Annotated in this window: 11 protein-coding genes; 7 read left to right on the top strand and 4 right to left on the bottom strand. The window is 34.0% G+C overall.

Going from position 1 to position 15,440, the window contains the following annotated elements; translation table 11 throughout:
- The first annotated feature begins 173 nt into the window (after nt 1–173).
- The 5 genes from C1X07_RS09030 (at nt 174) to C1X07_RS09010 (ending at nt 5,292) form a co-directional block, all read left to right on the top strand.
- Entirely contained in the window at nt 174–1,700 is a 1,527-nt protein-coding gene (locus C1X07_RS09030; protein WP_103069685.1) for a leucine-rich repeat domain-containing protein, read from the top strand.
- A 136-nt stretch (nt 1,701–1,836) separates the two neighbouring features.
- A complete protein-coding gene (locus tag C1X07_RS09025; protein WP_103069684.1) occupies nt 1,837–3,342 on the top strand; it encodes a hypothetical protein in 1,506 nt (501 codons plus the stop codon).
- Between the two features lie 10 nt (nt 3,343–3,352).
- On the top strand, nt 3,353–4,255 hold the full coding sequence (locus tag C1X07_RS09020; RefSeq protein WP_103069683.1) for a histone deacetylase family protein: 903 nt from the start codon (nt 3,353–3,355) through the stop codon (nt 4,253–4,255).
- An 83-nt stretch (nt 4,256–4,338) separates the two neighbouring features.
- The gene (locus C1X07_RS09015) at nt 4,339–4,686 is read left to right on the top strand and encodes a DUF2116 family Zn-ribbon domain-containing protein (protein WP_103069682.1); all 348 of its coding nucleotides are present in this window, start codon (nt 4,339–4,341) and stop codon (nt 4,684–4,686) included.
- Between the two features lie 48 nt (nt 4,687–4,734).
- A complete protein-coding gene (locus C1X07_RS09010; protein ID WP_103069681.1) occupies nt 4,735–5,292 on the top strand; it encodes a pyridoxamine 5'-phosphate oxidase family protein in 558 nt (185 codons plus the stop codon).
- Between the two features lie 30 nt (nt 5,293–5,322).
- Here C1X07_RS09010 and C1X07_RS09005 read toward each other — a convergent pair whose 3' ends face one another.
- Nucleotides 5,323–5,793, bottom strand: a complete 471-nt coding sequence (locus C1X07_RS09005) for a CBS domain-containing protein (RefSeq protein WP_103069680.1) — start codon at nt 5,791–5,793, stop codon at nt 5,323–5,325.
- A 212-nt stretch (nt 5,794–6,005) separates the two neighbouring features.
- Between C1X07_RS09005 and C1X07_RS09000 the strand changes: the two genes are divergently transcribed.
- Together C1X07_RS09000 and C1X07_RS08995 are read left to right on the top strand one after the other, a co-directional pair.
- Nucleotides 6,006–8,396: a M28 family peptidase gene (locus C1X07_RS09000; RefSeq protein WP_103069679.1), complete on the top strand. Its 2,391-nt coding sequence runs from the start codon at nt 6,006–6,008 to the stop codon at nt 8,394–8,396.
- A 253-nt stretch (nt 8,397–8,649) separates the two neighbouring features.
- On the top strand, nt 8,650–11,103 hold the full coding sequence (locus tag C1X07_RS08995) for an immunoglobulin-like domain-containing protein (protein ID WP_103069678.1): 2,454 nt from the start codon (nt 8,650–8,652) through the stop codon (nt 11,101–11,103).
- 118 nt (nt 11,104–11,221) lie between these two features.
- On the opposite strand, the gene C1X07_RS08990 is transcribed toward C1X07_RS08995, so the two are convergent.
- The 3 genes from C1X07_RS08990 to C1X07_RS08980 all read right to left on the bottom strand — a co-directional run bounded on the left by C1X07_RS08990 (nt 11,222) and on the right by C1X07_RS08980 (nt 15,438).
- The gene (locus C1X07_RS08990; RefSeq protein WP_103069677.1) at nt 11,222–12,433 is read right to left on the bottom strand and encodes a phosphatidylserine decarboxylase; all 1,212 of its coding nucleotides are present in this window, start codon (nt 12,431–12,433) and stop codon (nt 11,222–11,224) included.
- A 236-nt stretch (nt 12,434–12,669) separates the two neighbouring features.
- Nucleotides 12,670–13,416, bottom strand: a complete 747-nt coding sequence (locus tag C1X07_RS08985; RefSeq protein WP_103069676.1) for a succinate dehydrogenase/fumarate reductase iron-sulfur subunit — start codon at nt 13,414–13,416, stop codon at nt 12,670–12,672.
- Between the two features lie 6 nt (nt 13,417–13,422).
- Nucleotides 13,423–15,438 (bottom strand): fumarate reductase/succinate dehydrogenase flavoprotein subunit, encoded by a 2,016-nt coding sequence (locus tag C1X07_RS08980; protein ID WP_103069675.1) that lies wholly within the window; start codon nt 15,436–15,438, stop codon nt 13,423–13,425.
- Nucleotides 15,439–15,440: the final 2 nt, after the last annotated feature.

Raw genomic sequence — 15,440 nt, 5'->3', positions numbered from 1 at the left:
GGTAACATTTTAGTTAGTTCTAACATATACTAATAATGATCCTAATAAAAACCTGAAATATCACTAAAATAAGTATAATTATTCTTTACAAAGGAAAAGTCATATACCATTGACCCCATAACAAGAATAAAATTGTATGAAGGTTTTAGCTAATATTAAAAAAATGTTTACTTATGAAAAAGTTGTTGCTATTTTGCTTCCTAGGAGGTATATTATTTAATTGCTCAAGTGATGATGATTCTAACATCCAATATACTATAATTCCAGACCCAAAGTTTGAGCTTGCTTTGTCACAATATGATGATATATCTAATGACGGAAAAGTTCCCACGAATGAGATTAATAGACTAAAAACATTAGACCTATCCTCAAAGGGTATAACATCACTAACTGGAATCAAACACTTTACTGAACTAAATGTGTTAATCTGTGCTAACAATTTACTAACAAAAATAGATATCTCCTCTAATCAAAAAATCAAGGAACTAGATCTATCAAACAATCCTATAATTAGTATTGATGTTTCAAAAAATACAGGTCTTAAAAAAATAACTTGTTCAAAAACTAGTATTAATGTTTTAGATTTAAAAAACAACAACCAGTTATTAAGCTTGGTAGCCCTCAATAACAACAAACTTACCTCTATCGATCTTAGAAACAACGCCAACTCTTTTTTATCAGAAATGCACGTTAATTCTAACACCCTGTTAAGGTGTATTGCTGTTGATGACACTAACGCTCCCATTCTTTCAAGTTGGAGTAAAGATAATAGCGCACGTTACATTGCAGATGATTGTAATAATCTTCCTCCATTTGATTATACTAAAATCGTAGATCCAAACTTTGAGATTGCCCTATCCCAATATGATGACATTCCAAATGATAATCAAGTTCCAACTCAACTTATTAATACATTAACATCATTATTTATTGCCGATAAAAAAATTGAGGACCTCACAGGAATTGAGGACTTCGTAGCTCTCAAGTTTCTTGTATGCAGTCAAAATAAAATCAAAAGACTTAATCTTTCAAAGAACATAAACCTACAAGAATTACAATGCGGAAACAACTTACTTGAGCATCTAAATCTTGGGTCTATTTCATCTAATCTTCATCTTATTCACACAAAACCTAATCCAAACCTAAGTTGTATACAAGTTGACAATGTAGAAGAAGCATTATCCAAAAGTATGAATAATACAATTCCATGGGTGATCGAATCCCACACTATCTTCTCAGAAGATTGCAGTACCCCTGTAACATATACCTCTATACCTGACCTAAATTTTGAGAAAAAATTAGCCAATTACGACAATATTCCCGAAGACGGGAAAATACCAATGCATTATGCTAAATTAATAACAAATCTTATAATTGGAGCAGATGGGATAAGTCAAACAGGAATTAGCGAATATACTGGAATTGAATCATTTATTAATTTAAAACATTTCGAAACTTATAGAAATTTTAATCTTAAAAAATTAGATCTCTCAAACAATACAAATTTAGAAAAGTTAGTTTGTTACTCTAACCCTCAACTAGTTATAGTAAATATTAATAATAATTCTAATTTAACAGAACTACAGATTGATAGTGATAATAACATGTTATGCGTTCAAGTTGATAATGTAACAGATGCAAATAATAATGTGGATTGGAGCATTCCTTCTACAGCAACGTATTCAACAAACTGTCTATAAGAAACGCCTTTAATCATAAAGAATAACATTTTGTAAATAAAGCAAAAACTATATTACTAAACCCTAATCCAAATTGGCAAAATATTGAGATATGGATCAATTAATATTATTGCCTTGTTAACACACTCATTCTTGTATGAAAAAAATCATCGTCCTACTTCTACTTTCTTTTTCTATTACCTCAATTTTTTCGCAGGAAAAAGTTTTCGAAATTGATAACGCATTTTTAAAACCAAATAGTAACAGAAATGAAACTTTTGCTTTACCGGATCAAAAGAATGAGGATTTGATGTTAATTCTAGCTGAAAGAAAATCCGTGCAAGGAATCTTAATGGACAGTTTGTATCAAGAAAAAGCTAGAATAAAAGGAGAGCCATTACCTGCAAAATACAGGCATCTTTTGGGGTATCAGATTAAGGAAAACACATACTCTATACTTTTCACAAATTACAACGAGTCTAAATTCGGGGTTTTACAATTTAATATTAAAAACAAAAAGGTCTCTGAGAAAAAACTGGATTTTAAGTTAAAAAAAGAATTGCTTATTGATGGCATTGTTTACAATAACGAAATCTATTTGTTTTCAATAACCAAAAGGTCTTCTCTTCTTAATATTTATAAATTTGACACGAGCTTTAACCCACAAAGACACACCTTATCTTTAAAGGAGGTAGAATTTCCAAGAATTCCTGGATCTTCAATCATATCTACAGTCTACTCCCTTCTTACCAGAAATAACAACTCATATAGTGATTACATTCAGGGAGTTACCAAAATAGAATCTAAAAATCCAAACGTAATAGAAACAACATCCGAGAAAATAAAAATTTATCAAATAGATAATAAGGTTATTTTTAGCTTTGACAATAACCCCAGTAAAACGGATTTAGTCTATATCAACTTAGACACTTTTAAGATGTTATACAAATTCTATAATAAAGTATCAACGGAAAGAAAGGTGTACAAAAAAAATAACTCCTATTTATTCGATAGTAAACTCTTCCAAATAGCCAGTTCTAGTAAGATAATGAATTTTAAAATTATTGATCTTGAAACTGACACAACTATTAGAGATTATACCATAGAAAAAGAAGACTCAATCCTTTTTAAAAACTCTTCAATAATCCAAGAAAAAATTGGTATTGGCTCCTTTGGTGTTAAAATTGATAATACTAGAGAACTAAAAAAAACTTCTCAGTTTTTGAAGAAGATTTCATTTGCTAATCTTGGAATCTCAGTGTATAAAACAAATGATTTATACTCTGTTGTCCTAGGAGGTACAAAAGAATACAATCCAACTACAGGTATGGCAATTGCTGCTGGAGTTATTGGAGGAGTTCCACTAGGAGCAGGAGTGGTAGCTGTTAACCCTACACCAACATTTACTCATTTTAATCCTACGTACTATAATTATTACTCCTATAGCGCCACTAAATCCATCTACATCAATTGTCTTTTTGATCAAGATTTTGAACATGTCGAGGGCGAAATCCCGCTTAATAAATTTGATATAATTAATGATTTTGAAGATTCTTTAGAAAATCCCAGAGCAGTAAACATTTTTACTCACAATAATAAACTCCATTACAATTTCTTAAACGCAAAAGAAGGTAAGCTTTTATTATTTAAATTTGAAGAATAACTACTGATTAATGCTCAAAATAGCATACCATCCAATCTATACACATCCTTTGCCCGAAAGGCACAGATTCCCAATGATCAAATATGAATTGTTACCCAAACAGTTACTTCATGAAGGCACTTGTATAGAAGAGAACTTCTTTACACCTCAAATCCCAGATATAGCTCCCATTCTAGCAGTTCATACCCAAAGTTATTACAAAAGTCTTCGTGAACTATCGTTAGACGCCAAATCAGTAAGAAAAATAGGCTTTCCCTTATCAAAAGAACTTGTTGATCGCGAAGTGATTATTGCAGACGGCACCATTAAAGCTTCAGAATATGCATTAAAATACGGTATTGCAATGAATATTGCAGGTGGTACCCATCATGCATACACTAACCGTGGAGAGGCCTTTTGTCTGCTAAATGATCAGGCTATCGGCGCACGACATCTTTTACGGCAAGGTTTAGCAAAAAAGATATTGATCATCGATCTTGATGTGCATCAAGGCAACGGAACTGCAGAAATTTTTAAAGACCAGAATACAGTCTTTACCTTCTCTATGCATGGAGCAAATAATTACCCTTTCAAAAAAGAAAAATCGAACCTAGATATTGAACTTGCTAATCATACTGAAGATCAAGAATATCTGAACATCCTAAAAGAGACACTTCCTCGGCTCGTTAAAGATCAAAAACCCGATTTTATATATTACTTATCAGGTGTAGACGTATTAGGTACTGATAAATTAGGGAAACTTGGATGTACAATAGCCGGTTGTGAAGAAAGAGATCGTTTTGTGCTACAAACAGCAAAAGATCAGAATATACCCATAATGTGTTCTATGGGAGGTGGCTACTCTCCAGATATCAAAATTATTATAGATGCACATGCCAATACCTTTAGATTAGCCCAGGATATTTTCTTTTAACATTTGATGTTAATCATTTGTAAACGGATAATATTGTATCTTTCATACATCTAACGTCAAATTAAACAATAAAGCAGTAGTTAATGCAAAAAGAATGCCCGGTATGTAGTGATAAAATCGTTGGTAGAGCAGATAAAAGGTTCTGTAGTGATTACTGCCGTAATGCATACAACAATCAACTCAATAAGGATAGTAAAAACCTAATACGCAATATCAACAACCTATTACGTAAAAACTATCGTATTCTTGAAGAACTAAATCCAAAAGGAAAAACAAAAACTACCAAAACCAAATTAATGGCAAAGGGTTTTGACTTTCAACATTTCACCAGTATATATGTAACCAAAACAGGCAATACCTATTATTTTATATATGACCAGGGATATCTCAAACTAGAGAATGACTTCTATGCAGTTGTAAAAAGAGATTAGCAGAACTTCTTAGACACGCACAAAGATTAAACTAAATCTTACTTAAAAATGGGAAAAATAGTATCAGAAATTAACTCAGACTTAAAAGCATTTATTGAAAATCAAAAGATTTTCTTCGTAGGAACAGCAGCTACTGAAGGACAAGTCAATATATCCCCTAAAGGAATGGATACATTTCGGGTACTGGAGGCTAATAAGGTAGTTTGGCTCAACCTAACAGGAAGTGGAAATGAAACAGCAGCTCATCTTCTAAAAAACAATAGAATGACCATTCTATTTTGTGCTTTTGAAGGAAAACCCATGATATTACGACTTTATGGTAAAGCCAGCATATTTCATCAACGAGATAAAGAATACCAGAACTATATTGATTTGTTTCCAAAAATTACTGGCTCTCGACAAATTATAGAAATGCAAGTAGACATGGTACAAACATCTTGTGGATACGCAGTACCTTTTATGGATTTTAAAGAAGAAAGAATACAACTAAAGTCATGGTCAGAAAAACAGGGAGAAGAGCGTTTAGAAAATTACCGGAAGGAGAAAAATGCTCTTAGTATTGATGGTTTTGAAACAAAAATAGTGGACTCTCCTAACCATAACTAAGAGAGCCTATTTATTTAAAGATGGACACTTTTACACATCTCTCCAGTGTTGGCTATTCATTTTTAATGCCGCTTTCATCACATCCTTTTGACTTATTTGTCCAACCAATTTACCATCTTCCAAAATTGGAAAACGCCTCCTTTTGGTCTGAATAAACTTATTTGCAGCATCAAAAATATTCAAATTACCATCAATAGTTTCTACATCCTTAACCATAAATTTTTCTACTCTGGCATCTTCAATAGGCATATTATAATAACGGCTTTCATTTAGTTGCTTTATACAATCTCCTTCAGATATAATACCCAGTAATTGGTTATTATTATCAACTACAGGTCCTCCTGATATTTTATGCTTTACTAAAGTCTCTATAACCTCCATAACCGACTGAGTGGGACTAAATGTTATCAAGTCTTTTGTCATATAATCCGAAACCTTTATTGGTGTCTCATCCTGCTTCTTTGTCTTGGAGCGAGCTCCCTGAAAACTGATTATTCCCATAATATTTAGCAATTTAGTGATTCTTAAATATAATGATTTACAATAACTTATTCAAGCAAGACTCTTACTTTTATTCAATTAAAGTCCTATTTTTATACTTTAATAAGTATCATTTTTGATTGTTGGTTGCAACCAGCAATTGTCATTTTGGAAAGGATCTGTTTAATAATTGTAGCTTATTTCTTACCTTTAACCTAAACCAATACACACATATGCGAAAGTTTCCCTCACTGCTTACGTTTCTTCTTATTATAGCCTCATTATTATATACATTTTACAGCAGCAAACCACAACGAATCACTGATCTCGAAACGCCAAAACAAGAGTTTTCCACATTTCGAGCATTAGAACATGTAAAAAATATCTCTAAAGAATCTCATTATGTAGGTAGTCTGGCACACGAGGATGTCAGAACATACATTCTCAATGAGTTTAAAAAATTAGGGTTGCAACCTGAGGTACAAGAAGGTATTTCTGTGTCCAAAAGTGGAGCCATTAGCAAACCACAAAATATTATTGCTAAAATCAAAGGTAGTACTAATGCAAAATCCTTAGTACTTATGTCTCACTACGACAGTTCACCGCATTCCTCTTATGGTGCCAGTGATGCAGGAAGTGGTGTCGCTACTATTATTGAAGGAATAAGAGCATATTTAGCTACCAATAAAGTTCCTAAAAATGATATTATTATTTGCATAACCGATGGAGAAGAACTAGGTCTTAATGGTGCCGATTTATTTGTAAAAAACCATTCTTGGGCAAAAAATGTCGGACTTACGCTTAATTTTGAAGCTAGAGGAAGTGGAGGTAATTCTTATATGCTTATTGAGACCAATGGGAAAAATGGGAAAATGATTGAGGAATTCTCTAAATCGGGAGTGAAATACCCGGTTACTAATTCTTTAGCATACAGCATATATAAAATGCTTCCTAACGACACTGATCTTACAGTTCTAAGAGAACAAGGAGACATTGATGGGTTTAATTTTGCTTTTATAGATGATCATTTTGATTATCACACAGCAAATGATACTTGGCAAAACCTGGACCTAAATACACTACAACACCAAGGTAGTTATCTTATGCCCCTACTCACACATTTCTCTAACATAGATCTAAATAATCTTAAATCTGATCAGGATTACATATACTTCAATGCTCCCATTTTTAACCTTATTAAATACCCGTTTAGCTGGATATATTCCTTATTAATTATTACAATTATCCTATTTATAGTATTAATTCTTTTTGGAAAATTTGCTTATCAAATTAATTTTAAAGAAGTCATTACAGGCTTTGGTGCTTTTCTTTTATGTCTTGTACTTGCAGGAGGACTAACTTTCGGAAGTTGGCAATTACTTAATATTATCTACCCTCATTATAGTGAGATACAACATGGATTTACTTATAATGGATATCAATACATTGCGGTTTTTGTTCTATTATCTACGGGAATTTGCTTTAAAGTATATGCCAAATTTAATAAAAGTAAAAACCAAGCAAGCTTATTAATAGCCCCTTTATCTATATGGTTAGTTATTTGCACCATGGCAGCCCTATACCTCAAAGGTGCTAGTTACTTTATAATAATTGTAGTATTTGGGTTAATATCTTTATTTGTATTGATAAGACAAAAAAGACCTAATTCACTATTAATGGTTCTATTGGCTTTGCCAGCTATCTTTATCCTGTCTCCTTTTATTGCATCTTTCCCTGTAGCACTTGGCTTGAAGATTCTTTTTGTATCCTCTGTATTAACAGTTTTATTATTTGGTGCGCTAGTGCCCGTATTTGGATTTTATAAAAGGAAAAGTTTATATGGTAACTTTTGTTTTTTGCTAAGTCTAGTTTTTCTAATTGCTGCACATATAAAATCGGATTTTGCAGAGAAACGACAAAAACCCAACAGTTTAGTTTACATACTAGATACAGACCAAAATAAAGCCGTTTGGGCTACTTATGATCATACTCTTGATTCCTGGAATAAAAACTACATCAATCCAGAAGAAAACATTGCAGAAACCTACAACACTAATACCCTATACAGCAAATACCGAAGACCATTCGCTTATGCCAATCAAGCACCTATTAAAAACATTCAACAACCTAGATTAGATATTAGTAAAGATACAATTATAGGTAATCTACGATACCTCGATCTATGTATTGCTCCTCAACGAGATATCCAAAGAGTGGATTTGTATACAGAAACCTTATTTAATTTTAATACACTAAAAGCAAACGGAAAGACAGCTACTGATTTTGATTATTCTAACGATACTTACAATGCTTTTACAAAAAGGTGGAACCACAACCTGCTCACCTATCACGTGAGCAAAAATGAACCCTTAGAGTTGCAAATGGAATTTCATAAAGATTCATTGCCAAAATTTATCTTATACGAATCTTCTTACGACTTGCTAAAAAATGAACATTTCTCTATCCCAGTTAGAGAAAAATACATGATGCCAAAACCTTTTGTTATAAATGATGCTATAGTGATTAAAAAGAGTTTTGCTATTGAAGAATATCAAGAAAAGGAGGTTCGTACGGACACCATTAAATCTCTTGACAATGCCTCTGCCGCAATTCAAAGTAATTAACAAGATAAAGATAGGTTACACAAAGTTTTTTCTTTTAAAAACAAGAAACCTGCTTATGCCACACTTTGAAATAATCTTAACAACACAACAGCATCATTTTTAGAATTCAATAAATTAACATTAGTATCATCTAAAAAATTCTTCATGCATTTAGTTAATTAAACATTGTAACAAAACATTAACATATATATTAACAATTAAGAAATGAAAATCGCGTTGTTTTTTAAGTTTTACTAAAAACCGACCCCAAATTATGAATCGATTTTCTTTTTTATTAGGAATTCTTTTTAGTCTTCCTTTATCAAATGTCTATGCGCAAAATAGTGTAACCCCAAAATCTATTACATCTGAAACCACTTATGAAAACATTGGAATAGTATGGGCTATTGATGGCGACAACAACTTTGACAGCCAATTAACCATTGAGTATAAAGCATCCAATTCGTCAACATACTTACCAGCTTACCGTACTATGCGGGCGAACCCTAACAGCAATGTTGACGGAAGCTTACTTTCTTTAAATCATCACGCAGGATCAATTGTAGGGCTTTCTCCAGGTACAAGTTATGATATTAGACTAACACTTGCAGATCCAGATGGAGGCGGAAAAACAGAAATTATTACCGTAAAAACAAAATCCGAAATTCCCAGTGATTATACTGGAACGACCTATTATGTGATTCCAGGTACTGGTGGAGGAACCGGTACGCTTTCAGATCCATACCGTGGACTACAAGAGGCTGCAAACAATGCAGCACCAGGATCTGTTTTTCATCTGGCATCAGGAACTTATACCAATTTTACAATTACAGCTTCTGGAACTGCTGATGCTCCTATTGTTTTTACAGCAAATCTCTCAGAATCGGCTATAATTGATGGAGAAAACACTAATTCTGGAATTATCACCTTAGGATCTTTTAGTGATATTATACAACATATTGTAATAGAAAACATAACCATAAAAAATGGTAAATGGGGTATTGATGCCCAAAACACCCAATATGTAACTGTTAGGCACTGTACATTTAGAGATGTTGATTACGGGTATATTAATCGACGTGAAAATGGTCATGAACACGATCAAACAATATCAGATAATTATTTTTACGGGAGAACGGCGTGGCCAGTACCAACAGGGTCAATTCCTTCAGAAAGATGTATTGACCTAAGAGGGAATAGAAATGTCATACGATATAATTTGATTAGAAATTTTGGTGACGGCATCTCTACTGATGGTCTTCCATACAAAAAATCGTATGCACTAGATATTCATAACAACGATATTTCATACATAGGAGACGATATCATAGAAGTAGACGGAATGGTAGCAAACACCCGGATATGGAGAAATAAAGGTTCTAATGGTCGAATGGGAGTTAGTCTGGCACCTGTTTTTGGAGGTCCCTGTTATATATACCGAAATGAATTTAACAATATGGAAACCTCTACTTATAAAATGAATCGTAAGCCTGCCGGGCTTATTATCATTCATAACTCTGCAATCAAAGCAGGAAGAGGAACGACTTCGGATTCTGGATGGCATAATACAATTCTAAGAAACAACGTATTGATTTCTAGTCACTATGTTTTTGAAGAATATACCATACCAGCTACTTCACTAATAGAAGACTGGGATTATAATGCGTATTCTACAATTAGAAATGGAACATCTGGAGAACCATGGTTCAAATGGAATAATATCAAATATGCACAAATTTCAGATTTACGTAGTGGTAGCGGACTAGAAATGCATGGATTACAGTTTGACTATACTACTGCAATAGCGAATGTAAGTTTGCCTACTTCGTACGAAAATGGTGTAGTTCTAGGAAGTTATGACTTCTCCCTTTCTTCCTCTAGCCCTCTAATTGACAAGGGAGAAAATATACCCAACATTAATGATAATTTTGTTACAGACGGGTCGCCAGATATTGGTGCTTATGAATTCGGGCAACCATTACCTCATTATGGCCCTAGAACAGCCGTTCCAGATGATGTTACACCACCAATAATCACTCTAAAAGGAGATAATCCGCAGGTTATACAACAAGGCAATGGATACACAGAGCTTGGAGCAACTACCGATGACGGTAGTGAGATAGTCATAGACAGCTCTAGTTTTGAAGATCGTATAGGAGCCTATACCATTACGTACAACGCCACCGACAACTCAGGAAATTCTGCGTTAGAGGTCACAAGAACCGTCAATGTTGTAGATCAGGTTACACCACCAATAATTACTCTAAAAGGAGATAATCCACAGATTATACAACAAGGCGATGGATATACAGAGCTCGGAGCTACAACAAATGATGGTAGTGAGATTATCATAGACAGTTCTAATTTTGAAGATAGTATAGGAACCTATGCCATTACATACAATGCCACTGACAACTCTGGAAATCCTGCTTTAGAAGTTACCAGAACGGTAAATGTAGTAGATCAGGCTATTCCTCCTACTCCAATTACCGAAACTCCGTTTATGATTACCTATGACCCAGAAACTAATGTTCTGGATATTCAGACAGAGGAGGATATTCAAAAACTAAAAGTATATTGTTTTTCTGGCAAACAAGTAATAGAGTTATCTCCTAATCAAAAAGAGTTCGAGATAAATCTCGAAAACCTTGCAGATGGAGCTTATATCTTAAAAATTGATTACGCTAATCACAATAATACTTTCGAAACTAAAATCGTAAAGTTTTAGATTTTATCGTCTACGTCCAACTTTAGTAAAAAAACCAAATCATCCGTAATGATTTGGTTTTTTTTATTTCTTAAACCTTTATGGCGAAATCAAAACATTACAAATCGTCGTAAATGATTTAATATAATATCTTTCCTTTAGCCATTTCTCTTCCATAATGTCTATAATCCAAACTTGTATTAATCTCAGGATTTACACCTTCCTGAAACAACACAATGATATCAGATCCTCCAAACAGAAAATACCCAAACTCATCGCCTTTGAGGCATTGTCTATTTGGTGTAGCAATCATATTAACTGAAGAAACCTGACACATACCAATCGGAATCACTGCAACAATCCCCACATTACCATAATCAGAATTTGTAGTATCAATTGTGATTACACCTCTTGCCTGAGTAAATTCATACCCTCCCTGAGATTGATCCGGAGCATTAAATTGATTCTCTGTTATATGAACATCTAGGTACACAAGTCCCTGTATAGGATAACATTCTCGTATAAAACCAGCTACTGGAGTATGAAATCGATGATAAGAGTAGGGACCCAAAAAATAATGCACAAAAGTACCGTTAGCAAATGCATCCTTATACTGACTTCCTTCCAGTAGTTTTTCGACACTTGCATACTCATGAGTCTTTTTCATTTTTATTTTTGGGATTTTAGAATCAGCATCTATAGCATAGGTTTGCTTATAAGTACAATCTGCAGGACATGTTATAATTGTATTATCTGTTGGATTTTCTATTGGACGTAAACCAGGGTTTAGTTCTCTTGCAAAGAACTGATTAAACGTCAACCATCCACTAGGATTGTTAGGCTTTCCATCAACCATAGAATCTTCTACCCTATACTTCGGAGAATATTTGATAAATGATTCCAGAATTTCTTCATTAAAAGATTCTGTTGTATTCAGAAAACTTCCCCAATATTTGGCATACTCGACTAACCACTTACTGAACCATGGAATATTTTCTACTATGGTATTTCCATCATTTCCGACTCTTTGATCAATTAGCCAATAAAAATGGCATAACCTATCATACACTTCCTGGCTTTGCCCATCTTCAGGATTTTTCCAAGCCTTCTCTCCACTCTGTTGAGGTGCCCATTTACTAAAAGAATACAAATATTCTATATAATCATCTACATTTGTCGGCCAATCCAATGCAGCATATAAATCAGCATCTAGATTCTTTTTTGCAGAACTACTCGCTTTTTCTAATGATTCTATCAAAAGATCAAAGAAGTTACTATCAATTCTACATTTTTCGTTTAAAAATTCTATATGAACCTTTGATGATCCTATAGAAGCAGTTACATTTTCCATTTTTTAGGTTTTAAAAGATTAGTGAGTGAGTGGTTTTCTTACAAAAACATCAATGATTTGAAAACACATACTAATATACTGATTATCAACACACAGTACTCATTTTAAAATCATAAAAAACGAAGCTAATCTCATATTTTTTTTAAATCCAAAATCCAGAAATACTATAGACATATAAAACAAAAAACCGAAGCAACATATACTTCGGTTTTTTTATGTATTGAGAAAGGTTTTTATTATCCTTTTGTACTCGCTTTTAAGTATTCACGGTTCATACGAGCAATATTTTCCAAAGAAATTCCTTTAGGGCATTCTATTTCGCAAGCACCTGTATTTGTACAGTTACCGAACCCTTCTTCATCCATTTGATTTACCATTGCCAGCACTCGTTCTGTTGCTTCTACCTGTCCTTGTGGTAATAATGCAAACTGTGAAACTTTGGCTGAAGTAAACAACATTGCAGAAGCATTTTTACATGCTGCAACACATGCTCCACAACCAATACAGGTTGCTGCATCCATTGCCTCATCTGCATCTTTTTTGGGAATTGGGATTGCATTTGCATCCTGAGTATTACCAGAAGTATTTACAGATATATACCCTCCTGACTGTTGGATACGCTCAAAAGAAGAACGATCAACCATTAAATCTTTAACTACCGGAAATGCTTTAGCTCTAAATGGTTCTATATAAATGGTATCTCCATCCTTAAATTTACGCATATGTAACTGACAGGTTGTAACTAATCGGTCAGGTCCATGAGGTTCTCCATTAATTTGTAGCGAACAAGCACCACAAATACCTTCTCTACAGTCATGATCAAAAACTACAGGGTCTTCACCTTTATTAATCAGTTGCTCATTTAACACGTCTAACATTTCTAAGAAAGACATGTCTCCCTCAATTCCTTTTACTTGATAGTCTACTATCTTTCCTTGTGACTTGGCATCTTTTTGACGCCATATTTTTAGTGTAAGATTCATAGCTTTTTATTTATAAGAACGTGTTTTTAATTCAATGTTATCGAAGACAAGATCTTCTTTATGTAATTCGGCATCTTTAGGCTCTCCCTTATACTCCCAGGCGGCTACATACTTATAGTTTTTGTCATCTCTAAGGGCTTCTCCTTTTTGTTCTCCGGATTGTTCTACAGATTCTTCTCTAAAGTGTCCTCCACAAGATTCATTACGATGTAATGCATCTTTTGCAAATAACTCTCCTAATTCTAAGAAATCAGCTACTCTTCCAGCTTTTTCTAATTCAGGATTCATACTATCTGTAGTTCCTGGTACTTTAACATTTTTCCAGAAATCTGCACGCAATTCTGCTATTTCGCCTATTGCTTCTTTTAGATCTTTCTCGTTACGAGACATTCCACATTTATTCCACATGATCTTACCTAACTTCTTATGGTAATAATCCACAGAATGCTGCCCAGATCCGTTCATTAACTTCTCTATTCTTTCTTTTACTTCTTTTTCGGCTTGGTCAAACTCCGGGGTATCTGTTGGTATTTTTCCTGTACGAATATCATGAGACAAATAATCTCCAATTGTATATGGTAATACAAAATATCCATCTGCCAAACCTTGCATCAAAGCAGATGCTCCCAAACGATTTGCTCCATGGTCAGAGAAATTCGCTTCTCCTGCAGCATAACAACCCGGTACTGTAGTTTGTAAATTATAATCTACCCAAAGACCACCCATAGTGTAATGTACAGCCGGATAGATCATCATTGGTGTTATGTATGGATTTTCATCTACAATTTTCTCATACATTTGAAACAGGTTACCGTATTTACTTTCGATAACGCCTTCACCTAGTTTAGTAATTTCATCTTTAGAAGGGTTATGGATTCCAGAAGTCAATGCTTTTTCCTTTCCGTATCGTTGAATTGCAGATGCAAAATCAAGATAAACAGCTTCTCCTGTTTTATTAACTCCAAAACCAGCATCACAACGTTCTTTTGCAGCTCTAGAGGCTACATCTCGAGGTACCAGGTTACCAAATGCAGGATAACGACGCTCTAAGTAATAATCTCTCTCTTCTTCAGAAAGTTGTGTTGGTTTTAACTTACCTTCTCGTATTGCTACGGCATCTTCAATTCTTTTTGGTACCCATATACGACCATCATTACGAAGTGATTCAGACATCAACGTTAATTTAGACTGATGATCTCCCGAAACAGGTATACATGTAGGATGAATCTGCGTATAACAAGGATTTGCAAAGTAAGCTCCTCTTCTGTGCGCTCTCCATGCTGCCATCACATTACTTCCCATTGCATTAGTACTCAAAAAGAATACATTTCCATATCCTCCAGATGCTAATACTACGGCATGAGCAGAATGTCTTTCGATTTCTCCTGTAACCAAATTTCGAGCGATGATCCCTCTCGCTTTTCCGTCAACTTTAACCAAGTCTAGCATTTCATGACGGTTAAATGGCTGTATTTTCCCTCGATTAATCTGTCTATTCATAGCAGAATAGGCTCCCAGAAGTAATTGTTGCCCTGTTTGCCCTTTTGCATAAAATGTACGGGATACTAATACCCCACCAAAAGAACGATTATCTAATAATCCACCATATTCACGTGCAAAAGGTACTCCTTGTGCTACACATTGGTCGATTATATTTCCTGAAACTTCTGCTAATCTATATACGTTAGCCTCACGAGATCTATAATCTCCTCCTTTTACCGTATCATAAAATAATCGGTAATTAGAATCCCCATCTCCTTGATAGTTCTTTGCGGCATTAATACCTCCTTGCGCTGCGATTGAATGAGCCCTTCTAGGAGAATCAGAATAGCAAAAAGTTTTTACATTATATCCCAGTTCAGCCAATGAAGCAGCTGCACTTCCTCCTGCTAATCCTGTACCTACAACGATAATATCAATATTTCTCTTGTTGGCTGGATTAACCAGGTTAATTGTATTTTTATGTTTTGTCCACTTATCTGCCAGTGGACCTTCAGGTATTTTAGAATCTAAAATTGACATAA

The organism is Aquimarina sediminis (assembly GCF_002895435.1).
Classification (GTDB): domain Bacteria; phylum Bacteroidota; class Bacteroidia; order Flavobacteriales; family Flavobacteriaceae; genus Aquimarina; species Aquimarina sediminis.
The sequence above is the reverse complement of the archived record's forward strand: the minus strand, read 5'-3'. Positions and strand labels throughout refer to the sequence as shown.

Excerpts from the sequence above, each read along its gene's own strand:
- C1X07_RS09010 (WP_103069681.1), top strand. The coding sequence starts at position 4,735 with ATGGGAAAAATAGTATCAGAAATTAACTCAGACTTAAAAGCATTTATT.
- C1X07_RS09005 (WP_103069680.1), bottom strand. The coding sequence starts at position 5,793 with ATGGGAATAATCAGTTTTCAGGGAGCTCGCTCCAAGACAAAGAAGCAG.
- C1X07_RS09020 (WP_103069683.1), top strand. The coding sequence starts at position 3,353 with ATGCTCAAAATAGCATACCATCCAATCTATACACATCCTTTGCCCGAA.
- C1X07_RS09030 (WP_103069685.1), top strand. The coding sequence starts at position 174 with ATGAAAAAGTTGTTGCTATTTTGCTTCCTAGGAGGTATATTATTTAAT.
- C1X07_RS09000 (WP_103069679.1), top strand. The coding sequence starts at position 6,006 with ATGCGAAAGTTTCCCTCACTGCTTACGTTTCTTCTTATTATAGCCTCA.
- C1X07_RS08980 (WP_103069675.1), bottom strand. The coding sequence starts at position 15,438 with ATGTCAATTTTAGATTCTAAAATACCTGAAGGTCCACTGGCAGATAAG.
- C1X07_RS08995 (WP_103069678.1), top strand. The coding sequence starts at position 8,650 with ATGAATCGATTTTCTTTTTTATTAGGAATTCTTTTTAGTCTTCCTTTA.
- C1X07_RS08985 (WP_103069676.1), bottom strand. The coding sequence starts at position 13,416 with ATGAATCTTACACTAAAAATATGGCGTCAAAAAGATGCCAAGTCACAA.
- C1X07_RS09015 (WP_103069682.1), top strand. The coding sequence starts at position 4,339 with ATGCAAAAAGAATGCCCGGTATGTAGTGATAAAATCGTTGGTAGAGCA.
- C1X07_RS09025 (WP_103069684.1), top strand. The coding sequence starts at position 1,837 with ATGAAAAAAATCATCGTCCTACTTCTACTTTCTTTTTCTATTACCTCA.
- C1X07_RS08990 (WP_103069677.1), bottom strand. The coding sequence starts at position 12,433 with ATGGAAAATGTAACTGCTTCTATAGGATCATCAAAGGTTCATATAGAA.